The following is a 24863-nucleotide window of genomic DNA, read 5'->3' on the forward strand; positions in this document are numbered from 1 at the left end:
CCACCCTGCGGATCCTCGAACGGGGAACGACGCTGAGCCGCCCGCGCGGCCACGAAAGCGAGATCATCGCGTTCGCCCTCAGCCCCTGCGGCCGCTACCTGGCGACCGGTAGCTGGCTCATGGAGGGCGAGTACGACGGCTACGGCGCCCTCCAGATCTGGGAGACCGCCACCGGCAAGTGCGTCAACACCCTCCCCGAGATCGACGGCGGCGTCGGCTGGCCGGGCGAACGCGGAACGATCCAGTGGTCGGCGGACGCGCGGCACATCGGCATGGCCTTCCGGACGAACGCGGTCGGCGTCTGGGACCCGTTCGGCGAATCCAGCGAACCCCGGGCCGAGGCCCAGGTGACGGACGGCAATCCGCGTCCGCCCGCGTGGGGCCTGCATCCTGACGGGACGTGCGCCTTCGTCGCCATCGGCACGGACGGGCGGACCGGCGTCCAAGGATGCGTCGTCCCGTTGCAGACGGGCGTGATCTTCGAGCCGCCGGAGTCCGACGAGTACACCTTCCCCGAGACGCTCCCTGCCGAGATCGGGAAGGACGAGCTGCGGGTCGAGCGGACGCCCCTGTGGTCGCCCGACGGCGGCCTGCTGTACTGCCGGGAGCGAGGCGGCGCGTTCGTCGTCGACGTCGCGACCGGCCTGCCGACCTGGTACGCCGAGACCGGCTGGGTGGCCGAGTGGAGCCCGGACGGCCGCCACCTCGCCCACGTCTCCCAGGACGGGGTGGAGTTCCTGGACGCGACGGACGGGCGACCGATCGGCGTTCGGCTGAGCACCCCGTCCCTCGACCGCTTCAACACGTCCCTGCACTGGGGCACGCGCGGCGCGGAGTCCCGGCTCGCGGTGGTGATCACCGCAGCCGAGCCGGGCGTCCACATCATCGACGAGCGCACCGAGTTCCACCTTCCGAACGTGACCCCGCTCAACGCCATCGACAAGGGCGACTGCGCGGCATGGGCGTGGGCTCCTTCGGGCTCCCAAGCCGCTCTCCTCACCGCCGACGGGCACGTCCAGATCTGGGATCTCACCGGCCCGGCCCGCCTCCAGCGCTCCTTCCCCGTCCCCGAGGGAACCGAGGGCGTCTTCTGGGGTGCGGGCCAGGCGATCGTGCTGGTCTCCGGCCACCGCGTCCGGTTCGTCCGCGCCGACTCCGGCGAGGTCATGGCCGACCACACCTACTCCGGCTGGGAAGAACCCGGGGACATCCTCGACGAGGACCTCCTCGAACACTTCTTCCGGCGCTACGTGAAGCTCCCCGACGGCACCTGGTTCGTGCCGGTCGAGCCGTCCGCCGCGATCGGCCCGCCCGACCGCCGCGACGACCTCGGCACCGCACTCGCCTGGACGATCGACCGCCGCTTCTCCTGGCCCCTCCGCTGGGGCCCCTTCGACATCTGGCCCGACGTCCCCACCGCCGCCGAAGGGCTGACCGCCGACTCCGCCGACGTCCGGGCCATCAGGGCCGCATCCGGGTCAGGCGGGGCGGCGGTAGGTGGTCAGGGGCTTGGCGGAGCGGCCGCGGAGGTGGCGGTCGACGGTTTCGGCGGCGCGGAGGAGCTGCGAGCGGACGAGGGCGTTGCGGACGCGGCGGCCGAGGGTGGTCTTGGGGACCATGAGGCCGACGTTCGGGCCGATCTGCTGCTTGCGGTCGACCAGCGGACGGTGGGACGCGTCGTAGCGGGGGAAGGCGGCGCGGTGGTCGCCGTTGGCGGCGGCGAGTTCGCCCGCGAGGCGGTAGGCGCCGACCAGGGCCAGTTCGGCGCCCGCGCCGGAGGCCGGGGAGGCGCACCAGGCGGCGTCGCCGACGAGGGCGATGCGGCCGTTCGTCCAGGAGTCCATCTGCACCTGGGCTAGGGCGTCGAAGTAGAAGTCGGGGTCGGCCAGGGCCGCGTTCAGGATGCCCCGGGTGGGCTGCCAGGGGTGGTCGGCGAAGGCCTCGGCGACCAGGCGCTTGTGCTCGGACATGTCGCGGTAGTCGTAGTCGATGCGGTCGGAGCGGAAGATGAAGTACGCCTTGGCCTGGGCGTGGTTGCCGGAGCGGTAGATCCCGGTCATCTTGCCCGGGGTGTTGAACATGGTCACCCAGCGGTCCTCGGCCAGCGTGGCGTCGGCGTTGGCGAAGGCGAAGTAGTGGTCCTTGTGCTTGACGTAGCCGTCCTCGGGGCCGAAGGCCAGCCGGCGGACGTTCGAGTGCATCCCGTCGGCGCCGACCACCAGGTCGAAGCGCTGGTCGGGGGCGTTCTGGAAGGAGACGGTGACGCCGTCGGCGTCCTGGTCCAGGGCGCGGATGGAGTCGCCGAACATGATCTCGACGTCCGCGGCGGCCTCGTGCAGCAGCGCGACCAGGTCGCCGCGCATGATCTCGACGGAGCCGGCGGCCCGGGTGTCGACGCGGGCGACGGGGCGGTCGGCGGCGTTGACGAACTTCATGCCGTGGACGTCGGCGGCGGCCTTCCGCACCTGCGGCATGAGGCCCATCCGCTCGATCACGGTGGCGGCGTCGTCGGTGACGTCCACGCCGTTGCCGCCGGTGCGCAGCTCGGTGGTGCGCTCGACGATGGTCGGCTGGAAGCCGTTCCTGGCCAGCCAGTAGGCCAGGGTCAGGCCGGCGATGCTCGCTCCGGAGATCAGGATCCGCTCGTTCATCGGGGGGCTCCTCGCTGGGTTAGACTTAACTGAAATGTTCATTCCAGTTCGAGTATGTGGAAGAGGCATTCCAGTTGTCAACCCCCGCACCGTCCCCGAAGCGCCGCGCCGACGCCGAGCGCAACCGGAACCTCGCGCTGAACGCCGCCATGGCCCTGCTCGCCGAGCCGGGCGGGACCCTGACCGTCGAGGCCATCGCCGCCCGCGCCGGCCTGGGCGCCGCGACCGTCGTGCGCGCCTTCGGCGGCAAGGACGCGCTGCTGGACGCCGCCGTCGCGCGGCTGCTCGGCCCGGTCGTCCAGCGCGCCCGCGACCTGCTCGAACAGACCTCGCCCTACGAGGCCCTGGACACCTTCCTGCGCGAGCTGATCGCCTTCCAGGCCCGGCACCACGCCGTCAACGACCAGCTCGGCGGCCTGGACCTGCCCGCCACCACCGCGCTGCGCGCCGACCTGCTCGCCGCCGTCGAGGCGATGATCGACGGCGCCCGCCGCGACGGCCGGATCCGGACGGACCTCGACCTCGCCGTCACCACGGCACTGATCGGCGCGACGGCGCTGGGCGTCGCCCGCGGCGAGCACCCGGCGCCCGGTCTCGCGGACGCCTACCTCACCGTCCTGCTGGACGGCCTGCGCCCGCCGGCGAGCTGAAACAGCGTCAGCGTCAGCGCCTCGCCGCGACGGCGCGCGCGACCGCCCTGAGCGCCGCGACGTTCTCGTCGTCACGGTTCTTGGGGAGCCACGCGAGCGCGATCGTCCACGGTTCGAGATCGCTGACCTCGACATACGCGACCTGCGGGCGCGGATACAGATCGCGGGCGATGGTCGGCACGAACTCGATGCCGTCCCCGAGCGCGATCACCGAGAGCGCGGACTCGTAGTCGCCGACGCCGTGCGAGGTGTACTGGACGGGCGTCCCGTCCGGCCGCGGGTCGATGGCCCAGAAGTCCCGGAAGACCTTGGGCACCTGCGGCGAGAAGCCGACGACCGGACGGTCCGCGAGATCGGCGAGCGTCAGCGGCCCCTTGTCGGCGAGCGGGTCGGTACTGGCCATGACCGCGCACCGCGGCCCGCTGGCCAGCGGCAACGTCTGGATCCCGTCCGGGACGGGCAGCGCGAGGAACGCCGCGTCGACTTCCCCGTTGAGCAGCGCCTGCCCCGCCCCGGCGAACCCGGACCGGACGATCTGGATGTCCGGATCATCGAGCCGGTCGCGCAACTCGTTGATCACGTCGGAGATCGGCGGCACGGCCGTGATGGCCTCGAAGGCCCCGATCACGATCCGCTGCGACGCCGCGTCCTGCTGCCGCCGCGCGGCCCGCAGAAGGTGATCGGACGCCGCGACGACGTCCCGCGCGTAAGGCAGCAACGCGGCGCCCGCCGCGGTCAGCGAGACCCGGCGCGTCGTCCGCTCGACGAGCCGCAGCCCCAGTCGCCGCTCCAGCGCGCTGATCTGCTGCGAGAACGCCCCCTGCGACATGAAGACCCGCTGCGCGGACCGATGAAAGTGCAGCTCCTCGGCCAGCGTGACGAACAGATGCAGCTGGTAGGCCGTAGGCGCGTTCTGCCCGGAGTGCCGCTGGTCCCGTCCGATCATCCGAGAACCGTATCAATCGCCGCGAAGCCCGAACAATCTTTTACTGACCCGCTCCGGCCGAGCATGAATACTGGTTCCGCAGTCGAATGACCAGCCCGACACGCACCTGCATACCGCATTTCCAAGGAGGAGTATGAAGCTCAAAGGACCCAGCGCAAAGAATGGCGTCCGGCGGTCTATGCGCCGGGTCATGGGAACGGGCGCCGCACTGGCGACGGCAGTGATCGCGGTAGGCGTTTCAGGAACGCCGTCCGCCTATGCCGACACAACGACCAAGTGGCAACGGCAGGACTCCGAAGTCTGCATCGGGGCAGGAAGCGCCGCGAACCCAGTACTGACCGCCTGGTGTTTCATCAACGCCGATATCCGCTACAACGTCCACCGCTGGCGGGACGGCACATACGAGCTCAAGTCGCTGGGCAGCGGCCAGTGCCTGGACGACAGCAACGCTTACGGCCTCCGCGTTTTCACATGCAACGCCACCCAATACCAGAGTTGGTGGCTGCACCGCTGGAATGACGGCACCACCCAACTCAAGAACCAGGCCACCGGCCGCTGCGTGGACGAAAGCCCAGAATTCGGCGTCCGCAGCTATCCGTGCAACGCGACGGTCTTCCAGAGCTGGATCGGCACCTGGTAGGTCCGCCATGAACCCGGCGCGGGTGCGCCCCCACGGGGGAGGGACGCACCCGCGCCGCACCCATGCCGGACGGAGGTGACAGGAGGGTCACCTGGGTTGCGTTGATTCGGGGGTGGGGGCGATTCATCGTGGTGGGGGAAGCCGCCGCGGTGGGAGGGGTGCCTGGGCATGGGAGATGTGGACGATCATGCGGTCGTGATCGGGGCAGGGGTCGCGGGGGTGCTCACGGCCCGGGCGCTGGCGCGGCGGTTCCGGCGGGTCACGGTCGTCGAGCGGGACGCGCTGCCGGACCAGGGGCCCGCGTTCCGTCCGGGGGTTCCGCAGTCGCCGCAGATCCACGCGTTCTGGAAGCACGGCGTGGACTGCGCCGAGCACCTGCTTCCGGGGCTGACGCAGGAGCTGACCGACCACGGCGCGTGCCGGCTGATCGTCCCGCGGGACTTCCTGTGGCTGAGCCCGGTCGGCTGGTTCCCGCGGGTGTCGGGCGCGGCCGACCTGACGTGCAGCCGGGTCCTGCTCGACTGGGTGCTGCGGCGGATGGCGGGCGCGGACGAGCGCATCGAGTTCCTGCCGGAAAGCCATGTCACCGGGCTGGTGGCCAGGTCGGGCGGTGTGCACGGGGTGCGGTTGCGCAGCGCGGGTTCCGGCGAGCCGCTCTCAGCGGGACTGGTCGTGGACGCGAGCGGACGCCGGTCCGAAGCGGCGAAATGGCTGGCCGAACTCGGATACCCGGCGCCGACCGTGGAGCGCTACGACGCCGGGTTCGGGTATTCGAGCCGCTATTACAAGCTGCCCGATTCGGCGCGGCGGGACTGGAAGGCCATTTACATCCAGACCAGCCCGAGCATGCCGCGCGGCGGAGTGCTGGTCCCGGTCGAAGGCGGACGCTGGATGGCGACGCTGCTCGGGTGCGGCGAGCACATCCCGCCCACGAAGGACGACCAGTTCCTCGACTATGCGCGCAGCCTGCGCAGTCCCGTCCTGTACGAGGCGCTCAAAGGTGCCGAGCCGCTGTCGGACGCGCAGGGGTACCGCAACACTGCCAACGAATGGCGCCATTACGAATCGCTGAAACGCTGGCCGTCCGGTTTCGTGGTCCTGGGCGACGCGCTGTGCCGTTTCAATCCCGTCTACGGGCAGGGGATGACGGTCGCGGCGATGTCGGCGAAGGCCATCGCCGACGCGATCGACGGCATGGACCCGGCGCGGATTCACAGCAGTTCGCAACGCCTGCAACGGGCCGCGGCCGCGCAGTCGGCCAACGCCTGGGGGCTGGCCACCGGCGAAGATCTGCGGTTCCCCTGGACCGAGGGGAAACCGCCCGGCGCGATGGTCAAGGCGTTGCACCAGTACATGAGCCATGTCGTCGCGGCCGGCAACGTCGACGACGCGACCTGCCGGACGATCTTCCAGGTCTTCGGCATGACCGCCCCACCCACCGCGCTGTTCAAGCCGTCCGCCGTAGCGAGGGTCATGGCCCGCTGGCGGACGCCGACCGCCGCGCCATCGACCGCGCCCGCCCCTCCCTCTACGCGCACCTAAAGCGGGCCAGCAGAACGGCGGCCGCCGAGGCGCCGACCCGGGGCGGAGTCGGGGGGTTCGCCGGGTCACTCGAAGCCGCCGTTGGCGGCGATGACCTGGCCGGTGATCCAGCGCGCGTCCTCGGAGGCGAGCAGGGCGGCCACGTCGGCGAGGTCGGTGGGGAGGCCGAGGCGGCCGAGCGGGGTGGAGCCGATGATCTGGTCGGCCATGGCGCGCGCCTCGTCGGCGAGCATCGCGGTGTCGGTCGGGCCGGGCGCGATCGCGTTGACGGTGATCCGCCGCCCGCCGAGCTGGTGCGCGAGCGACCGGGTGAGCAGCTCGACGCCGGCCTTGGTCGCGCCGTAGACGCCCATGAACGCGACGCCGCCGCTGGGGATGCCCGCGGAGACGTTGATGACGCGCCCGCCGTCGCGCAGCCGGGCCGCCGCCTGCTGCCCCGTGAGGTAGACGCTCTTGAGGTTGGTGGTGACGAGGGCGTCGAACACGTCCTCGGGCAGGTACTCGATCGGCGCGGCGGCGAACATCGCGGCGTTGTTGACCAGGATGTCCAGGCCGCCGAAGGCGCTCTCGGCCGCGTCGAACAGGCCCGCCACGTCGGCGGAGCGGCCGACGTCGCCCGGTGCCGGGACGGCCCGCCCGCCCGTCCGGGTGATCTCGTCGGCGATGTCCGCGGCCTGGCCCGCGGCGCCCTCGCTGGACGCCCGGTAGTTGACGACGACGTCGGCGCCGTCCCGGCCGAGGCGCAGCGCGATCGCCTTGCCGATGCCGCGGGTGGCGCCGGTGACCAGGGCCGTCCTGCCGAGCAACCGGCCTGCGGGTGCGGTCATGGCCGCCCTCCAATTCTCTAAAGGTCGTCACAGAAGAGGACCGTAGCAGAATCTGTAAAGGGCGTCATAGAATGGGGCCATGGCCGACCGGCGGCGGGGGCGCCCCCGCGAGTTCGACAGGGACGCGGTGCTCCAGGTGATCCTGCGCGAGTTCTGGGAGCACGGGTACGAGACGACGTCGTTCCCCCGGCTGACCAAGGCCACCGGGATCGGCGCGCCCAGCCTGTACGCGGCGTTCGGCGACAAGGAGGCCCTGTTCGACGAGGTCGTGCAGACCTACGGACGCACCTACGGCGACTTCTCCCGGCGCGCGCTCGCCGAGGAGCCCACGGCCCGCCGCGCCGTAGCGCGGATGCTTCGCGACGCGGCGGCGGAGTACACCGCGACCGGCCACCCGCCCGGCTGCCTGGTGACCAGCGCCGCGACCAACGTGAGCGACAAGACCGCCGCGATCGCCGAACGGCTGCGCGGCTACCGCAACCAGACCGTCCAGGACGTCCGGGACAAGATCCAGGCCGACATCGACGCCGCGCGCCTCCCCGCCACGGTCGATGCCGCGCGGCTGGCCCGGTTCAGCTCCGCCGTCATGCAGGGCATGTCCCAGCAGGCCCGCGACGGCGCGTCCCGGGCCGACCTCGAAGCGATCGCCGCGACCGCCATGGACGCCTGGCCAGCCGAGGCCACGGTCTAAGCCCGGGTCGGCTGCCCTGTCTGCGGCGCCCTACCTGGCGTAGCGTTGGCGGCGTGACGCGCAAGACCACGGGCAGGACGCGCAAGACCACGGACAAGAGGACGGGACGGGACCGGCGGCGGGCGTCGGGCGCGCTGGAGAGCGAGATCATGGCGGCGCTGTGGGCGACCGAGCAGCCGCTGACGCCCGCGGAGATCCAGGCCGCGATCGGCGGCGACCTCGCGTACAACACCGTCCACACCATCCTGAAACGCCTGTGGGACAAGGGCCTGGTCGTCCGCGACGCGCAGGGGCGGCGCGGCGCCTACCGTCCGGCCGGGACGGCCGTGGACCGCACGGCCGGGCTGATGCGCGACCTCATGGCGCAGGGCCCCAGCCGCCTTGAGGTGCTCCAGCGTTTCGTCAGCGGCCTGGACGCCGAGGAGGAGCAGGCGCTCCGGGCCATGCTGGACGAACGCCCCTGAGCGGCCGCGATGTCGATCTCGGTCTACCTCCCCTGGCTCTGCTCGCTGCTACTGGCCTGGGCCGGACCGTTCGTCGCGCGGTGGATGGCGCCCGCCCGGGCCGCCTGGTCGCTGGCGCTCGCGGCCGCCGCCTGCGCCGCCGCAGCGCTGTGGGGCCTGGTGCTGATGACCGCGACGCTGCTGGGTGAGGCCGCCGGGCCGGTCACCGATCGCGCGGTCCGCGAGGACATGCGGCTGGCCGAGCCGATCCCCGAGCTGGTCTCCCTGACCGCCGCCACGCTTCTCGGGCTGGCGTGCGCGCGGGCGGTCGCGGTGGTCCGCCGCCACCGGGCGGTGCGCGCCCGGACGGCGCGGCTGTGCGCCGACCATCCCCACGACGGCGAACTGGTGGTCGTCACCTCACCTCGCGCCGAGGCGTTCGCGGTGCCGGGCCGCCCAGGACGGATCGTCGTCACCACCACGATGCTCGTCGCGCTGGACGCCGAGGAGCGGCGCGTCCTGCTCGCGCACGAACGCGCGCACCTGCGGCTGCACCACGAGCTGTTCCAGGCCGTCCTCGCGCTGGCCGCGGCGGTCGACCCGCTGCTGATCCCGACCCGCCGGACGGTGGCGTTCCTGCTCGAACGCTGGGCGGACGAGGAGGCCGCGCTTGAGGTCGGGAGCCGTCCGGCCGCCGCCCGCTCCCTCGCCCGCGCCGCGCTCGCGACGGCCTCGGCGGCGCGCACCGCGCTCGCCTACACCCGGCTCGACGTGCTGGGACGCGTCCGGGCCCTGCAGTCCCCGCCGTCCGCCGCCGGCCGCACGCTCGCCGCGACGACCATCGCGCTGTGCCTGGCGGTCTGCCTGGTCGTCGCGGCCTCCATCACCGACGCCACGGCCGACTTCATCACCCTCGCCCACCGCGTCCTTCCCCACTGATCTCCCCCTGCCGCGAGGTGAGGCGGCCGGGCTTCCGGCCGGTTTCGTTCGCGGGGTAAGTGAAACGGGGGCTTCGGGCGTGGAGTAGGTGTGAAGCAACTGGAGTTCCAGGAGTTCTACCAGGCCAGCCGGGACGCCTGCCTGCGGGCCGTCCTGGCCAGCGTGGGCGACCGGCAGCTTGCCGAGGACCTGGTCGCCGAAGCGTTCACGCGTGCGTTCGCGTCCTGGCACAGCGTCCGCAGGCATCCGGCTCCACCGGCATGGGTGGTGCGCACCGCGCTCAACACCCGGGTGTCGTGGTGGCGGCGGCGACGGCGGGAGGTCGCCCTCGACGGCACCGCCGACCGGGCCGTCCCCGGCGGGGACGCCTCGGGCGAGGGCCTGGACCCGGCACTGCTCACCGCGTTGCGCGCGCTGCCGCCCCGGCAGCGGGAGGTGATCGCGCTCCGGGTGTTCCTCGATCTCGACACCCGGACGACCGCGAAGGCGCTGGGCATGGCGCCCGGCACCGTCACCGCCCACATGTCGCGGGCCGTCGCCGCGCTGCGCGGACAACTCGTCACCATCGACAACCCGGAGGCACGACCATGAGCACCAACAAGACCGACGCGGCCGTCCTGGACGCGCTGAAAGACTCCCTGGACGGGGTCACGATGAGCACCCCGGTCGAGCAGATCGTGGCCGGCGGGCGCGCGCGCCGCCGGAACCGCCGCGTCGCGGGAGCGGGGGCGGTCACCGGCGTCGCGGTCGCCGGGCTCGCGCTCGGGATGAGCACCCTGAGCAACCCGTCGTCCACCGCGCCGCCCGCCCTGCACATCCAGACGGCGGCGTTCACCGTGGCGCGGAACACCGACGGCACGGTCACCGTGTCCTACGACAAGCACCGCTACTTCACCGACCACGCCGGACTGGAGCAGGCGCTGCGGAAGGCCGGGCTGCCCGTGCAGATCCGCGAGGGCGTGTTCTGCCGGGGCCCGAAGGACGACGGCCGCCTGACCCCGGCCGGTGAGGGTCCGGGGATGGACAAGGTCCTGTCCGGCCGGAGGTCCGGGGACGGCTCGGTGACGCTGGTGTTCAGGCCGTCCGCGGTGCCGCACGGCCAGCAGCTGTTCATCGGTTTCCTGACGTCCGCCCAGATCGGCGTCACGCACGGGCGTCCCGGGTCGGTGGAGCGGCTCGTCCCCGCGCACGGACCGCTGATCTGCACGACGCAGCCGCCCACGCCCCGCCCGTAGCGGCCTCCTACCCGCGCCCCTTGTGACCCGCCGCGGCGAGTCACGAGGGGCGCGCGCAGGGAACTGCGCTGTGACCCATGTCATAGGCGCGTTCTGTCAGCAATCGGGGTGCTGTCCCGCTCAAGTCGGCGAGAGCAAGCGCAACCGACAGGAGCAGCGCATGAAGCACCGCATCGTCGTCCTCGGCGCCGGATACGCCGGGTGTTACGTGGCCGGGAACCTGGCCCGCCGGCTGTCCGCGGCGGACGCCGAGATCACCGTGGTCAACGCCGAGCCGGACTTCGTCCAGCGGCTGCGGCTGCACCACTTCGCGGCCGGACGGGAGATCGCCGCTCCGAAGCTCGCCGACATCTTCGCGGGCACGGGGGTGCGGCTGCGCATCGCGCGCATCACGGCCATCGATCCCGAGCGCCAGGTCGTCGCGGTGGCGGACGCCGACGGCGGCGGCGAGCTCGGGTACGACACGCTGCTGTACGCGCTCGGCTCGCGCGTGGCCGAGCACGGCGTCCCCGGTGTGGCCGAGCACGCCTTCAACGTCGCCGCGCGTCCCTCGGCGATCCGGCTGCGCACGCGGCTGGACGAGCTGGACGGCGGGCGGGTCGTGATCGTCGGGGACGGGCTGACCGGCATCGAGGCCGCGACCGAGATCGCCGAGGGACGGCCCGGGCTGTCGGTGACGCTGGTCGCCAGGGGCGAGCTGGGCGCCCGGCTGTCCGCCGGGGCACGCGCGCACCTGCGCCGGGCCTGCGACCGGATGGGCATCACGGTCGTGGAGCGCAGCACCGTCGCGGCCGTCGAGGACGGAAAGGTGGTGTGCGCGGACGGCACGGTCCTGGCGTCCGACGCGACCGTGTGGACGGCCGGGTTCGCGGTCGGCCCGCTCGCCGCGGCCAGCGGTCTGGAGGTCACCGAGGACGGCCGGATAGTCGTCGATCGCACGATGCGGTCGGTGTCGCATCCGAACGTCTACGCCGCGGGCGACAGCGTCCAGGCGATCGGCGACAGCGGGCGAGAGCTGCCGATGTCCTGCGCGTCCGCGGGCTACACCGGCGTCCAGGCGACGGCCGCGATCGTCGGGCGCCTGACCGGACGCGAGGTCGCGAAGACCAAGCTCGTCTACACCTTCAACCACATCAGCCTCGGACGCCGCGACGGCATCCTGCAGCCGGTAGACGACAAGGGACAGGCCAAGCGGACGTACATCGCCGGCCGGAAGGCCGCGCGGATCAAGGCGGGCATCCTGTGGGGGTCGTTGCAGGCCAACTTCCACCCGACCTTCTTCGTCCCCAAGCGCAGGCGCCGCGTGGTGACCGGCCCGGACGCGCCCGCCATCACGACGGTTGCCTACGCTGAGAAGGCGGCCGTCTAGCGGCCCGGCCAGGGAGTTCGGGCTATCAGCTCGGCCAGGGAGTCTGTGTGGACAGCATCGCCACGGCGCGCTTCGAGGCCGGCCGCCACCGGCTGGCCTCGCTGGCGTACCGGCTGCTGGGGTCGGCGGCCGACGCCGAGGACGCCGTGCAGGACGCGTTCCTGCAATGGGAGGCCGCCGACCGGGAGCGGATCCGGACGCCGGAGGCGTGGCTGACGAAGGTCGTCACGAACCTGTGCCTGGACCGGCTCCGGTCGGCGCGGGCCCGCCGCGAGCGGGCGGTCGGCGCCTGGCTGCCCGAACCGCTCCTCGACGGCGACCCGATGCTCGGCCCGGACGGCACGGTCGAGCAGCGCGAATCGGTCTCGCTGGCCGTCCTGACCCTGATGGAGCGCCTGTCGCCGCTAGAGCGGGCGGTCTACGTCCTGCGCGAGGCGTTCTCCTACGGCCATGCCGAGATCGCCGGGATCCTCGACATCACCGAGTCCGCGAGCCAGCAGCACCTCCACCGGGCCCGGCGACGGATCACCGCCGCGCGCCGGCACGCGGGCGGCGAGGTCGATCCGGCGTCCGCGCGGCGGATCGTCGAGGAGTTCCTGCTCGCCGCCGCGTCCGGCCGGACCGAGCGGTTGGTGGCGCTGCTCACCGACGACGCGACCGCGGTCTCGGACGGCGCCGGGCTGGCCGCAACGCTGATGCGGTACGACAGCGCGGAACGCATCGCCGCCGTCGCGCGGGCCGGTTTCAAGCCGACGCCCGCGAAACGACGCTTCGCCGGTGGGACGCCCACGGGCTACTACGCGCGCGTCAATGACGGACCGGCCGTCCTGTTCGTCCTGGACGAGCAGGTCATCGGTGCCGTGACGTTCGACATCGCCAACGGCCGGATCGCGACCGTCCGAGGGATCGCCGCGCCCGCCCGCCTCGTCCGGCTCACCGGAGCCTGGCGCAAGCACGAACCGGACACCCCGCTCATCACCGAATGGTGAGCCGACGCGTCCGGCAGCGCGGACGCGTCCGCGAGCAGGGCCCGCCTTGGTTTCCGTTCGTCGGGATCGACCACGGCGGCGTCCGGGAAGGCGGCGGCGGGCCGGACGCCCCGCGCTGATACGCCCAGGTCAGAGGCCATATCCGGGGCCGCCAGCGCGGCCTCACTCCCCTCTCCGGCAACCACTTGGAGCGATAGAAAGAGAGCGCTCAGTAGCCGCCATTGGAGAGGACATCCGATGCGTTCGTTCAGCCTTCTCGCCCCGGCCGCGGCCGCGGTGCTCGCCGCCGCCGGCGTGATCGCGGCGCCCACCGCCCGCGCCGCCGAGCCGCCCCAGCCCGACACGGCCACCTTCCACTGCGCGTTCGCCGGCCCGGTTCCGCGCGTCCTCCCCCCGTGGGTCAACGGGCACCACTGCACGCCCGACACCCCCGGCGAGTTCCACCACGTCCTGATCATCATCAAGCACCCGCACGAGAAGTGGCACTGCCATGAGGCCCACGCCAGGCACGCCCACCCGGGGTTCGTCGACGTCCTCGGCAAGATCTGCCACCCCTTGCACGACGACTAGGGACGGCTAGGGACGACTAGCACGGCCTCGCGCCGCGGCACCGTCAGGCGCCGCGGCGCCCTCATGCGTCGCGGCGGATAAGGACGACAGCGGGCGGAAAGACGTCAGCCCCTCGGGTGACCCGGGGGGCTGACGGTGGGGCCGGGATCCGGACGTCAGTGCGTGGACGTCAGGTCGGCCTTGTCAAGCAGGGTTCAGCTCTTGGCGGCGACGCGCAGCGCGGACGCCACGCCGTTCTTGAAGCCGGGCAGGTAGCCGGAGGACTGGCCGAGCGCGGTCGGGTGGTAGGAGTTGCCGATCGGGTAGGTGACCGAGTTCAGCCAGTCGTCGCCCGAGCACAGCTCGTGCGTGTTGAAGATGGGCCTGACGTCGGAGAACGTGAAGCCCGCGCGGGACGAGGCGCTGGAGATCGTGCTGTCCAGGGCGTCGGCGGCGGAGTTCAGGGCGGTCCGCTTGGTGTTGCTCAGGCCGATGCAGAAGCCGGAGTTCAGGTAATAGAGGTGCGGGTATCCGAGCACCACGAAGTGCGCGGACGGGGCCTTCCCCCGCATCGCCGAGTAGAGCGCGTCGAGCTTTCCGGGCAGCGTGTTCTGCGCGTAGGCCTTGGCGTTGTTCACCGCGGTGACGCACGCCGAGTCGGAGCTCAGTACGCAGGTCTGCATGACGCTGGAGAACCCGGCGTCGTTGCCGCCGACGGTGATGCTGGCGAGGCTGGTGGTGGAGGTCAGCGCGCTCAGCTGGCCGCTGGTCACGCTGCCCGTCGTGGCGCCCGAGCAGGCGACGAACTTGAACGAGGCCGGGGCGTTGGCGTTGGCCCAGAGCTGCGGGTACGCCTTGGTGCTGCGCGAGCAGGACCCGCTGGACGAGTCGTAGGACCCGGCGCCGACACCGGCCGAGTAGGAGTCGCCGAGCGCCACGTAGTTCTGGCCCGCGGCGGCCGCGGTGCCGGCGGGGAGGAGGGTTCCGGCGAGAACGGCGGCGGCGCCGGCGGAGAACGCGAGCAGGCGGGGGACGCGCATGGGCACTCCTGGAACAAAAAAGGGGGGCGAGATCACCTCTCTTATACATCGCCCGCGAATTTCAGTCCCCGTCAAAAAGCGCGCGCTTTTTAGCGACTTTCGCCATTGACGGGTACGGGTTTCGAACGTTCCAGCGACGGGTCGGTGAACACCCCCGGAAGCGATCGCTTACCGCAAGGGGGCGACCACCGTGAGTGCCGGTGCGCATGCCGGTGAACGAACCGTGAATTGGGTCTTGTTAGGACATGTCGCATGTGACATTTTACTGCCGTCACACAGACCGGCCGGTCTCGTCCACTCTCCACTCCCCCCGTTCAGAGGAGAAGCTGGCCATGTCCCCACGTCGATGGGTGACCGCACTCCTGGTCACCGTCGCGCTCGCGGCCGGAGGCGGCGCCCCCGCGCTCGCCTCCCCGCGCGACGCCACCCCCGTCAAACCGCCCGCCCACAAGGACCGGGAGATCTCCGGCCCGACCCGGCTCGTCCTGCCGGACGGGGTGAACGCGAAGAAGAGCGCCAAGCTCCGCGCTCCGCTCACGCCGTCCACCCGCACCGCTCCGAAGAAGCTCCTCAAGGCGACCGCCGGGGCCTCGTGCGCGGTCTCCGACTTCACCGGCAACACCGGAACGGCGCTGGTCAACGCGGTGAAGGGCGCGTCGGTCGACTGCGTCAACTCGCTGTTCTCGATCACCGGCCAGGACCAGTACGGCGCCTTCCGCGAGGCGCAGATGGTCACGATCGCCAACGCGCTCAAGGCCAACGCCGCGTCCTACAACGGGACGAACTCGGCGAGCACCGAGCAGCTCGTGCTGTTCCTGCGCGCCGGGTACTACGTGCAGTACTACAACCCCGGAACCGTCGGCCAGTACACCAAGACGCTGGCCACGGCCACTGAGGGCGCGCTGGACGCCTTCTACGCCAACTCCGCGGCCAACACGGTCAGCGACGCCAACGGCGAGATCCTCGGCGAGGCGGTCACCCTGATCGACAGCGCCTCGGAGAACGCCCGCTACCTGTACGTCGTGAAGCGCCTGCTCAACGGCTACTCCAGCGCGTGGGACGCGAACTGGTACATGCGGAACGCGGCGAACAACGTGTTCACCGTGCTGTTCCGGGGCCAGTGGGTCACCGGCTACCCCGAGGCCGTGCAGGCCGACCCGAGCATCGTCGACACGGTCTACGGCTTCGCCCGCAACCACACGAGCATGCTCGGGACGGACTCGGCGTTCCTGGACACCAACGCCGGCGGCGAGACCGCCCGGTTCGTCCAGTACGCCGGGTTGCAGGCCAAGGTGCGCCCGCTCATCAAGAGCCTGCTCGACGGCAGCTCCATCACCGGCACGACCGCGCCGCTGTGGGTCCGCGTCGCGGACGTCACCAACGGCTACGACGAGGCGAACTGCTCCTACTACGGCACCTGCGACCTCTCGAACCGGGTCAAGGCGGCCGTCCTCACGAAGAACTACACGTGCAGCGCGAACGTCCTGCACATCATCGCCCAGGCCGTCACCACGGACGAGGCGAACGCGGCCTGCACGAGCATGCTCAACCAGAACGCCTACTTCCACAACCTGGTGAACGACGGCGGCAAGCCGGTCGCGAACGACTACAACTCCAACATGGAAGTGGTCGTCTTCGCCTCGCCGACCGACTACCAGACATACGCCGGCGTCATTTTCGGAATCGACACCAACAACGGCGGCATGTACCTCGAAGGCGACCCGTCGTCCCAGTCGAACCAGCCGCGCTTCATCGCCTACCAGCGTCCCGATGACAACGGCTTCGCCGCCCGCATCTGGAACCTCAACCACGAGTACACGCACTACCTCGACGGGCGCTACGACCAGTACGGCGACTTCGACGCCTCCACCGCCAAGCCCGACATCTGGTGGGTCGAGGGCGTCGCGGAATACGTCTCCTACTCCTACCGCAACCTCGCCTACACCGACGCGCTCAACGAAGCCCCCAAGCACACCTACGCGCTGAGCACGCTCTTCGACACCACCTACGCGAACACCAATGTGAACCGCACCTACCACTGGGGCTACCTGGCGGTCCGGTTCATGTTCGAAAAGCACCCGGCGGACGTCACGAAGCTGCTCGGCTACTACCGCGCCGGCAAGTACGACGACGCCTACAACTTCGTCAAGACGCTGAACTACGACACCGAGTTCAACACCTGGCTCGACTCCCTCTCGGGCAGCACCACCCCCGGCTACCCGACCTGCGACGGCACCGACACCCGCGCCATGGGCAAGGACTGCCAGCGCGCCAACATCTCCGCGACGACGGGCAACTACGCCTACTTCTACGTCTACGTCCCGGCCGGGGTCACCACCATGACCATCACCTCGTCCGGCGGCAGCGGAAACGCCGACCTCTACTTCAACCCGTCCACCTGGGCCACCACCGGCGCCTACACCGCGAAATCCACCAAGACCGGCAACGCCGAAACCCTCACCGTCACCAACGTCAAGCCCAACGCCTACAACTACATCAGCCTCTACGCCACCACCGGCTTCTCCGGCGCGACCCTCTCCACCCACTTCTAGAAAGACACTCTTCTAGAAGACACTGACGCCCCTGCGGTTTCTCCGCAGGGGCGTCGGCCTTCGCCTTTCAGGTGGCGGGCGCACATTCGCTTTTCAGGTCGCGGGCGCACAGACGCGTGCGGGGAGGCCGGTGAGGCGGAGCCAGGCGGTGAGCTCGGATTCCTTGACGTGGGCGCTGAACTGCTCGTATTCGTGCGCGTCCAGGTCTTCGACCGCGTGCCGGACGACGTCCCGGTAGACGGTCTCGGACGTGACGACGCCGAGGTAGGCGTTGCTGGACGCGAGCGCCCGCTTCACCGGCTCCGCCTCCAGGATGCGCGCGGCGTGGATGATCGCCTGGCCCGAGACGCCGGCCGTGTCCGACCGGACGGGGCCGACGTTGACGGCCAGCCGCAGGCTCATCCGGACGGGCGCGGTGGAGCGCCGGTTGTGCCGCCGCAGCTCGCGCTCCAGCGGCGGGATCGCGGCGAGGACCGTCCGGACCGAAACCGTCGGCGGGACGATGATGAGGTACCCGTCGCCCCTGTCCTCCCAGTGGCAGCGGTCGAGGCCGCCGTCCCAGGCGCGGCATGCGGCCTCGGCCACCAGGGTGTTCAGGACGGCCCGAAGGTAGTCGCGGTCGTCGTCGGTGCGCAGCTCGGACGAGAAGCCGACGACGTCCAGCATGACGACCGTGCAGTGCTCCCCGCCGAACCGCGGCCGCGTCGCTCCGGCGGGCATCAGAGAAGGGGCTGCAACCGGAAGACCGCCTGCCGGTGGTTCGGTGAGGCGGTCGTAGATCTGGTCTTCGAGCAGGGCCAGGACGCGCGGGTGCCGGGTGGCGAACTCCAGGAACTCCGCCGTGCCGATGACCAGGGCGTCGACCGGTTCGAGCGCGGTGACGGTCGCCGACCGGACGCTCGGCCGCAGCGCCGCCCGCTCGCCGATCAGCTGCCCGGGGCCCCGGATCGGCAATTGCCACGCGCGATTGCCGCGCCAGGCCCCGACCACCACCCGGCCGGTGAAGATGACCAGCACGTGATCGGCGGGCGCGCCTTCGCGGAAAATCACGACCGCCTGTTCGAACCGCCGCCACACGCCGCGGACCAGCAGTTCCGAACGCTCGTGGTCATCGAGCAGGGCCCAGAATGACGGACGCGACTCGCGCGCCCGAGCAGTGGTATCAGGGCCGGCCGTTTCGAGCATGCGCCTGATCAGGACGACCTGAAGGTAAAAGTAAAGGGTGGACGCGAGCGCGCCGACGACCGTCCAGGCGACGACCGCCAGGGCGCGCGAGCCGGTCCCCCAATGCGCCAGGACGAGCGTCAGGGCGAGAAGGGCGAGGCATGCGAGTACCACCCCCGGCCCATTGCGATCCACGACGCGGTTGCGTAGATTCAACGTCGCGACCTCCGTTGCTTGCCAGAGCCATGGAGTTCACCGTTGGGCCGGTGGGTCAGACCGGCCCAACTCGCGTTCTCGGCGCCTGTGTCCGGAGCGCGAACGCGCCTTCACCCGGGCCCCCGCCGATCATTCTTTCTTCGCGGTACCGCTTCCCTGCATGGTGCTTCGGCAACTAACATTTGGCAAGTGCCAAACGGTTGTGGCCATCGGCATTTCACTGCGGCAAATGCGTTGAGTACCGGGGCGAACACTCAGGCGGTCCGATCATGACGGACGGCAGCAGCCCGACCCTGCGCAGGCGGGAACTGGGGTCACGGCTGCGCAGGCTGCGCACCGAATCGGGTAGATCGCTGGAAGAGGTGGCCGAGGCCCTGCTGTGCTCGCTGAGCAAGGTGAGCCGCATGGAAACGGGCCAGCGGGTCGCCACCCCCCGCGACATCCGCGACCTCTGCCAGCTTTATGAACTGACCGACGCCGGCACCCGTGACGAACTCATGGAGCTCAGCCGGGAGGCGCGGCAGCACAGCTGGTGGCGGCAGTACTCCGACCTCGGACAGGTCACCACCCTCATCGACTACCAGGACGGCGCGTCGTCGATCATCGAGTACGACACCTGCCTCGTCCCCGGCCTGCTCCAGACGCCCGACTACGCGCGCGCGACGATCCGCGGCATGCTCCCGCGGATCAGCGAGGAGGTCCTCGAAGAGCGGACCGAGGCGCGGATGCGGCGGCAGAGCCTCCTGGAACAGCACGATCCCCCCACATTGTGGGTCCTGCTGGACGAATCCGCGCTGCTCCGCCACGTCGGCGACGAGGCGATCCTCGCCGGGCAACTCGCGAAACTCCTGGACAAAGCGCAACTTCCGCACGTGACCGTCCAGGTCATCCCTTTGGATGTCGGAGCCCACCCCGGCTTCAACAGTGCCTTTTCTTTCGTGGAGTTCCGCGACAGCACCCAGACACCCGTTGTATACACCGAAGGGCTGGCCGGCGAGCTCTACCTCGAAGGCAGGGCGGAGATCGGCCGGTACCGCGAGGCCGTCGATCATCTGCGCGCGCTCGCACTGGGCCCCGCCTCCTCACGCAACCTGATCGCCGACCGCGCGCGGCGCCTGGAACCTTGACCGTGTTTCCCAATTCGACCGATCACCAGAAACGGACCGATGATGACGGCACCATCTCCGAACACGACCGACGAGCCCAAGTGGGTCGTCGCCCTCGCCAGCGGCGGCGGCAACTGCGTCCGCGTTGCCGCACTGGACGGTGGGGTCCTCATCGGTGACACCAAGAACCCGGGCGGCCCGGTGCAGCGGCTGGGCCGCGGGGAGTGGCGGGCCTTCCTCGACCGCGTCAAGGACTCAGCCGGGGGCGCCGATCTCGCCTGACCCCCTCCCCCGCCCCGTGTGTGCGACCGCACTGCGCACACGGGCTTTACGTGTCCGGCCACTCGCGGACGCCCGCTCGCGGACGCCTGCCCGCGGGTGATCGTGGACGGTCAGGTGGACGGGGTGTCGCGGAGGGTGCGGATCAGGGTCCGCGACGCGTCTTCGTCCAGTGCCGCCGCCTGGAGGTCGGCGAAGATCCCGCGATGCGCGACGATCTCCGGCGATGCGATGCCGGTGATCGTCGTGCTGCGCGGGGAGCGTTCCAGGTGAAGGGCGTCGGCCACGGCCCAGCGTGATTCGGCGAGCAGGAACGGGCCGTGCACGCCCGCATAGCCCGACTCCATGGGCAGGACGCGGATGGAGACGTTCGGGAGCAGGCTCGCGTCGAGAAGGTGGTCGAGTTGCTCGGCCACGATCTCGTCCGAGCCGATGCGGCGCCGGAGTGCCGCCTCGTCGATCAGGTGCGTCTGCCAAGCCGGAGGCGCGTCCTGCCCGGCGTCCTCCCGGCTGAGGAGGCGCTGGCGTTCGAGTCGCAGGCGGACGAGCGCGTCGATTTGCGCGTCCGGCGCGTCCGGACGAAACAGCCGCAGGACGGCCCGCGCGTATGACGCGGTTTGCAAGAGTCCCGGGACCCACTGGCATTCGACCGAACCGACCGCGTCGGCGGCGTTCTCGTAGGCGAGGTATTCGAGGAAGGCCGCGTCGTCCAGGTCGGCGTGGAAGGGCTCCCACCAGCCGGGTTCACCGGCCTTCGCGCGCAATTCCAGCAGGCGTTCCCTGACATCACCGGGCACGTCGAGCGCGTTCAGCACATCGTGGAACTCCCCTTCCGAACGGGCGGGCGCCCGGTAGAGGACGGCGGTCACCTCGGCGGACGTCCGGCCGAGGCGGCCCGCGAGGTCGGCGTCCCGGAGGCCGGCGCCGTGGCAGAGGGCACGCAGTTCTGAGAGTAGGAGGACGCGGCATACCAATGGCCCCGGATACGAGGTCATGTGAGCTCCTATGTCGCTGGCAGGCCCGAGACTGCGCTGTTCCTGCGTTAGCGATACCCAAAATATCTTGCCGCCATTCCAGGCCCGGATAGGTGACCAGAAGTAGGAGCCCGATCACGGTTCGCCGTCAGAATGGCCGGTCAAGGCCGGAGCTCTTCGGCCAGGGTTTTCGACATGGACGACGGAATGGCCTGGCGGCGGGTTACGCGGTAGCCGTTCCCGTCGTGCCGGATGATGTTTCCAGCGGTTTCGGGACGGGCGGCGCCCGGAACGGAACCGGCAGCGCTCCCCGGGCCGGACGGCCGAGCGGGACGGCAGGCCGCGGGGCCGGACGGCCGAGCGGGACGGCGGGGCGCGGGGCCGGGCGGGGCCGCCGGGCGGGGTCGGCGGCCCCGGGGATCAGGGGTGGGGCGGTGTGCCGAGGAGGCCTACGCGGGCGGCCATGAGGCCGGCCTGGAAGCGGCTGGCGGCGTTGAGCTCGGCCATGATCGAGGCGACGTGCCGGCGGCAGGTGCGGACGGACATGCCGAGCCGGCGGGCGATCGTCTCGTCCTTGTCGCCGTTGGCGAGCATGAACAGGATCGCTGTCCGGAGCTCCTCGGGTTCGCCGTCGCCGGGGCAGCGCCAGCCGTGGTCCCAGGTGTAGGCGAGGGTCCACAGCAGCTGGTCGACGACGGGGGCGGCGGTGATCTCCACGGGCTCGGCGCCGGGCGGGCCGACGTCGAGCAGGGCGAGCGAGCGGTCCAGGACCGCGACCGGTGCGGGCAGCCGGTCGACGGTGCGGATCTCTCCCCCGGCCTCGCTGAACATGCGGGCGTAGCCGAGGAAGGCGGGGTCGGTGCGGACGGAGTGCGGGTAGAGGAGCCGGACCCGGACGCCGCCGTCCAGCAGCGCCAGGTCGCGGCGCGCGGACTCGCCGCCCGGCGGTCCGGTGGGCCGGGCCGCGAACATCTCCACGCGGCAGTCTCGCGGGACGCCGGAGCCGGACGTCCCGGCCTTGGCGCCGGTGGGCGCCTCGGCCACTTCGTGCGGTGGGGTTGCCATGCCCTCCATAACACACAATTTCGGCCCGCCATGGCTGCGGACGCGCGCTTCTCTATACATTGTCCTCTGCCGCGACCGGGGCATCACTGCCCGTACGGATAACACAGGTGCTTTCGTTTCCTGAATGGTCCGGTGAAGGTTTGTTCTCGATCGGGCGGGGAATTGTTGATTTTTCGACCATTCCGGCGCGGGCGGCGAGCACGGCGACCAGGCCGAGCGCTCCGCACCACAGCCAGACGGGCCGTCCGACCGCGTGCCACAGCTCGACGCCGGCCACGGGGCCGAGCGCCGCGCCGAGGCCGAACATGGCGTGCGCGGAGCCGAGGTAGCGGCCGCGCAGGCCGTCCGGGGCGGCCTTGGCCGGGTAGGCGAACATGGTCGGGCCGCCGACGATCTCGCCGAGCGACCACACCACGGTCGCCAGGACGAGGGCGGCGATGCCGAGCGGCACCCAGTACAGCGCGAGGCCGCCCGCGAGCAGCGCGAGCCCGGCGACGCCGACGGCGCGGGCGGGCCAGTTCTGCGTCTTCTTGGTCAGCGGCAGCTCGCACGCGATGACGATGAAGCCGTTCAGCGCGACGAGCGAGCCGTACACGACGGTCGGATGCCCGGCCGCCTTGACCGCGAGCGGCAGCACCGCGAGGTACTGGACGTAGATCAGCGAGTTGAGCAGGAAGGCGAGCAGGAACAGCAGGTAGCGGCCGTCGCCGAGGACGGCCAGGTACCCGCCGGACGGCTGCTCGGCGGCGTCCTCCGGCGCGTCGTCCTTCGCGGTGGCGGACGCCGGCAGCGTCAGGTGCGCGATCACCGCGTAGACCAGCGCCGCGACCGCCTCGCCCCAGAACAGCAGCGAGTAGGACGCGGTGAGCAGCAGCGTGCCGAACAGCGGCGCGACGGTCGCGCCGACGTTCTGCGCGAGCCGCAGCATCGCGAACACCATGACCTGCCGCTCGTCCGGGACCATCTCGGCGAGCAGGTTCGCCGACGCGGGCCGGTACACCTGCGCGACCGCGCCGAGCAGCGCCAGCGCGGCGAGGATCGCCCAGTACTGCGGCGCGTACAGGACGGCCAGGGTGAGCGCGGCCGATCCGGCCATCGACAGGACGATCGTCCGGCGGCTGCCGATCCGGTCGGTCAGGCCGCCGCCGACCAGCAGCCCGAGCACCGACCCGGCGCCGTACACGCCGAGGCCGATCCCGGCCTCGGTCGTGGAGAACCCGCGGTGCGTCAGGTACAGGACGAGGAAGACCTGCACGAACGTGCCGAGCCGGTTGACCATCAGCCCGACGATGACGGCCCGGACCGGGACCGGCGCCTCGCGCCACGTCTGCCAGACGCCCGCCGCGCGCGTCGCCCCGCCGCTGCTCACCCCGCGCTCCCGGCGTCCGAATCAGAGCCGGCTCCCGTTCCCGCGCCCGGCGTGCGGCGCCAGGACGCCATCGGGGTCGGCTCGGACGGCGCGCCCGACATCGGCGGACCGGCCGGGACGGACGCGGTCCCGGGCGGCGCGGGCTCCAGCGTGATCGCCTTGGCGGCGGCCTCCAGCGCGTCGCGGCACTCGTCCTCGCTGCCGGCGATCACCAGGGACGCGGCGTAGCGCGCCCACATGTACCCGTCCTCGGCGCGCTCGACCAGCTCGCCGGGCTGCGCGATCGGGACGATCTTGTCGGTGGCCGGGTGCAGCAGCGACTCGTCCACGCGCAGCTCGCCGAACACGGTGGCGACCTCGGGGTAGTAGAACTCGACGGCGGCGGCGCCCGTCCGCGTGGGCTCCAGCGCCGGCGTCCGCCCGACCGCGACGGCCGCCGCGGCGAGACCCGCGTCGATGCCGGTGATGCGTCCACCCAGGTAGGGGATGAAGTCGCCGCCGAGCCGCCCGTTCAGCTCGACGACCCGCGGCCCGGTCTCGGTGAGGAACACCTCGGTGTGCGTCATGCCGGTGTGGAAGCCGAGCGCGGCGTGCGTGTCCTCCAGCACCTTGAGCAGCGCGGGGTCCTTCAGCAGCGGGTCGTCGGCGAGCAGCAGGTGGCCGACCTCCTCGCAGAACGGCTCGTAGCCCTTGCGCTTGTGCGCCAGGTACAGCGGGACGACCTTGCCGCCGAACACGGCCGAGTCGATGCTGATCTCCTCGCCGCGCAGACACTCCTCGACCAGGACGCCGTACTCGTACTCCTCGACCTCGGGCAGGGTGGTGCCGCGGACGCGCTCGTAGGCGTCCGCGAGCAGGTCCGCGGACGCGACGACGATGACCGCGACGCTCGCGGCGAGCGCGCGCGGCTTCACGACCACCGGGTAGCCGATCCGGTCCGCCTCGCGCCGGGCCTCCTCCAGCGAGGCGACCGCGACCGACTCCGGCTGCGGGACGCCCGCGGCGGCGAGCGCGGTGCGGGACAGGTGCTTGTCGCGGCAGCGCTCGACCACCTCGGGGGACACTCCGGGCAGCCCGAGCGCCTCGGCGACGCAGGCGGCCGGCCAGATCCGGGCCTCGTCCCAGCAGAGCACGCCGTCGAACGGGTCGGTGTCGTGCACCGCGCGGGCGGCGGCGATCGCGAGGTCGGGTTCGAGCGTGTTCACCACGGTCACGCCGTCGACGTAGGCCAGCTCCCAGGACGGCTCGGCCTTGGCGAACAGGTGGATCCGGTATTCCCGCGCGATCGACTCGACGAGGTACTCGCGCCATGCCTGCATGCCGGTGGCGATCAGTGCCAGGTGCGGACGGACATCCATGCCAGGGTCCCCTTCGACTCGGTCATCAGGCTCGGCGCGCCCGGGCGGTGGCGGGTCCGGTCCCGTGGACCGCGGGTGCGGAGCCGCGGCCGCGAGTGCGGAGACGCCGCCGGGCAGGGCCTCGCCGGGCACTGCGCCGCATGGTCTCCCGGCCGTCACAAGATCGTCAATATTCCCTTTCCGTAGCGGTTCGCATTGCCCGCATCACGGAAAGCGAATGGCGGCAGTTCAGGTCGGGCGGCAATCGGCGAAGGCGCCCGCCACGGGCC

24 protein-coding genes are annotated in these 24863 nt (G+C 71.3%); 15 read left to right on the top strand and 9 right to left on the bottom strand.

Translation table 11 applies throughout. The features are described 5' to 3' along the window. Positions 1-1478: 1478 nt before the first annotated feature. Positions 1479-2651: an FAD-dependent monooxygenase gene (locus FHU30_RS13705; protein ID WP_253875637.1), complete on the bottom strand. Its 1173-nt coding sequence runs from the start codon at positions 2649-2651 to the stop codon at positions 1479-1481. Between the two features lie 56 nt (positions 2652-2707). Here FHU30_RS13705 and FHU30_RS13710 point away from each other — a divergent pair, with 56 nt between their 5' ends. Further along, positions 2708-3301 (top strand): TetR/AcrR family transcriptional regulator, encoded by a 594-nt coding sequence (locus FHU30_RS13710; RefSeq protein WP_253875639.1) that lies wholly within the window; start codon positions 2708-2710, stop codon positions 3299-3301. A gap of 13 nt (positions 3302-3314) precedes the next feature. Here the strand turns inward: FHU30_RS13710 and FHU30_RS13715 are convergent, their stop codons facing one another. After that, positions 3315-4247: a LysR family transcriptional regulator gene (locus tag FHU30_RS13715; RefSeq protein WP_253875641.1), complete on the bottom strand. Its 933-nt coding sequence runs from the start codon at positions 4245-4247 to the stop codon at positions 3315-3317. Positions 4248-4380: 133 nt separating this feature from the next. Between FHU30_RS13715 and FHU30_RS13720 the strand changes: the two genes are divergently transcribed. Both FHU30_RS13720 and FHU30_RS13725 read left to right on the top strand, forming a co-directional pair. Then, positions 4381-4887 (top strand): RICIN domain-containing protein, encoded by a 507-nt coding sequence (locus FHU30_RS13720; protein WP_253875643.1) that lies wholly within the window; start codon positions 4381-4383, stop codon positions 4885-4887. A 168-nt stretch (positions 4888-5055) separates the two neighbouring features. Next, positions 5056-6429, top strand: coding sequence for an NAD(P)/FAD-dependent oxidoreductase (locus FHU30_RS13725; protein ID WP_253875645.1), 1374 nt, complete (start codon positions 5056-5058; stop codon positions 6427-6429). Positions 6430-6494: 65 nt separating this feature from the next. On the opposite strand, the gene FHU30_RS13730 is transcribed toward FHU30_RS13725, so the two are convergent. Then, a complete protein-coding gene (locus FHU30_RS13730; protein WP_253875646.1) occupies positions 6495-7256 on the bottom strand; it encodes an SDR family oxidoreductase in 762 nt (253 codons plus the stop codon). Positions 7257-7335: 79 nt separating this feature from the next. On the opposite strand from FHU30_RS13730, the gene FHU30_RS13735 reads away from it, so the two are divergent. From FHU30_RS13735 to FHU30_RS13770, 9 genes are all read left to right on the top strand, one after another. Then, entirely contained in the window at positions 7336-7947 is a 612-nt protein-coding gene (locus FHU30_RS13735) for a TetR/AcrR family transcriptional regulator (protein ID WP_253875647.1), read from the top strand. Between the two features lie 53 nt (positions 7948-8000). Next, on the top strand, positions 8001-8411 hold the full coding sequence (locus tag FHU30_RS13740; protein ID WP_253875648.1) for a BlaI/MecI/CopY family transcriptional regulator: 411 nt from the start codon (positions 8001-8003) through the stop codon (positions 8409-8411). A gap of 9 nt (positions 8412-8420) precedes the next feature. Further along, complete coding sequence (locus FHU30_RS13745; protein ID WP_253875649.1) at positions 8421-9329, top strand: M48 family metalloprotease; 909 nt, start codon at positions 8421-8423, stop codon at positions 9327-9329. A 90-nt stretch (positions 9330-9419) separates the two neighbouring features. Then, positions 9420-9920, top strand: a complete 501-nt coding sequence (locus tag FHU30_RS13750) for an RNA polymerase sigma factor (protein WP_253875651.1) — start codon at positions 9420-9422, stop codon at positions 9918-9920. Next, a complete protein-coding gene (locus FHU30_RS13755) occupies positions 9917-10564 on the top strand; it encodes a hypothetical protein (protein ID WP_253875653.1) in 648 nt (215 codons plus the stop codon). The genes FHU30_RS13750 and FHU30_RS13755 overlap by 4 nt, the downstream gene beginning before the upstream one ends. 160 nt (positions 10565-10724) lie before the next feature. Continuing rightward, positions 10725-11933, top strand: a complete 1209-nt coding sequence (locus FHU30_RS13760; RefSeq protein ID WP_253875654.1) for an NAD(P)/FAD-dependent oxidoreductase — start codon at positions 10725-10727, stop codon at positions 11931-11933. 47 nt (positions 11934-11980) lie between these two features. After that, entirely contained in the window at positions 11981-12922 is a 942-nt protein-coding gene (locus FHU30_RS13765; RefSeq protein ID WP_253875655.1) for a sigma-70 family RNA polymerase sigma factor, read from the top strand. Further along, a complete protein-coding gene (locus tag FHU30_RS46050) occupies positions 12916-13041 on the top strand; it encodes a hypothetical protein (RefSeq protein ID WP_301323123.1) in 126 nt (41 codons plus the stop codon). Before FHU30_RS13765 ends, FHU30_RS46050 begins: the two co-directional genes overlap by 7 nt. 118 nt (positions 13042-13159) lie before the next feature. Beyond that, the gene (locus FHU30_RS13770; protein WP_253875656.1) at positions 13160-13492 is read left to right on the top strand and encodes a hypothetical protein; all 333 of its coding nucleotides are present in this window, start codon (positions 13160-13162) and stop codon (positions 13490-13492) included. Positions 13493-13686: 194 nt separating this feature from the next. Here the strand turns inward: FHU30_RS13770 and FHU30_RS13775 are convergent, their stop codons facing one another. Beyond that, complete coding sequence (locus FHU30_RS13775; RefSeq protein ID WP_301323124.1) at positions 13687-14511, bottom strand: SGNH/GDSL hydrolase family protein; 825 nt, start codon at positions 14509-14511, stop codon at positions 13687-13689. Between the two features lie 332 nt (positions 14512-14843). On the opposite strand from FHU30_RS13775, the gene FHU30_RS13780 reads away from it, so the two are divergent. Beyond that, entirely contained in the window at positions 14844-17063 is a 2220-nt protein-coding gene (locus FHU30_RS13780; RefSeq protein WP_253875657.1) for a M9 family metallopeptidase, read from the top strand. 93 nt (positions 17064-17156) lie between these two features. Here FHU30_RS13780 and FHU30_RS13785 read toward each other — a convergent pair whose 3' ends face one another. Continuing rightward, positions 17157-18401, bottom strand: coding sequence for a cyclic nucleotide-binding domain-containing protein (locus tag FHU30_RS13785; RefSeq protein WP_253875658.1), 1245 nt, complete (start codon positions 18399-18401; stop codon positions 17157-17159). Positions 18402-18712: 311 nt separating this feature from the next. Between FHU30_RS13785 and FHU30_RS13790 the strand changes: the two genes are divergently transcribed. Continuing rightward, positions 18713-19570, top strand: coding sequence for a helix-turn-helix domain-containing protein (locus tag FHU30_RS13790; RefSeq protein ID WP_253875659.1), 858 nt, complete (start codon positions 18713-18715; stop codon positions 19568-19570). A gap of 39 nt (positions 19571-19609) precedes the next feature. Next, complete coding sequence (locus FHU30_RS13795) at positions 19610-19831, top strand: DUF397 domain-containing protein (RefSeq protein ID WP_253875660.1); 222 nt, start codon at positions 19610-19612, stop codon at positions 19829-19831. Between the two features lie 110 nt (positions 19832-19941). Here FHU30_RS13795 and FHU30_RS13800 read toward each other — a convergent pair whose 3' ends face one another. The 4 genes from FHU30_RS13800 to FHU30_RS13815 form a co-directional block, all read right to left on the bottom strand. Continuing rightward, on the bottom strand, positions 19942-20823 hold the full coding sequence (locus tag FHU30_RS13800; RefSeq protein WP_253875661.1) for a helix-turn-helix domain-containing protein: 882 nt from the start codon (positions 20821-20823) through the stop codon (positions 19942-19944). Positions 20824-21222: 399 nt separating this feature from the next. Then, the gene (locus FHU30_RS13805) at positions 21223-21867 is read right to left on the bottom strand and encodes a response regulator transcription factor (RefSeq protein ID WP_253875662.1); all 645 of its coding nucleotides are present in this window, start codon (positions 21865-21867) and stop codon (positions 21223-21225) included. A 52-nt stretch (positions 21868-21919) separates the two neighbouring features. After that, entirely contained in the window at positions 21920-23236 is a 1317-nt protein-coding gene (locus FHU30_RS13810) for an MFS transporter (RefSeq protein WP_253875664.1), read from the bottom strand. Beyond that, positions 23233-24594: an ATP-grasp domain-containing protein gene (locus FHU30_RS13815; RefSeq protein ID WP_253875666.1), complete on the bottom strand. Its 1362-nt coding sequence runs from the start codon at positions 24592-24594 to the stop codon at positions 23233-23235. Before FHU30_RS13815 ends, FHU30_RS13810 begins: the two co-directional genes overlap by 4 nt. Between the last annotated feature and the right edge of the window lie 269 nt (positions 24595-24863).

It is taken from the genome of Actinomadura rupiterrae (assembly GCF_024172125.1).
GTDB lineage: Bacteria > Actinomycetota > Actinomycetes > Streptosporangiales > Streptosporangiaceae > Spirillospora > Spirillospora rupiterrae.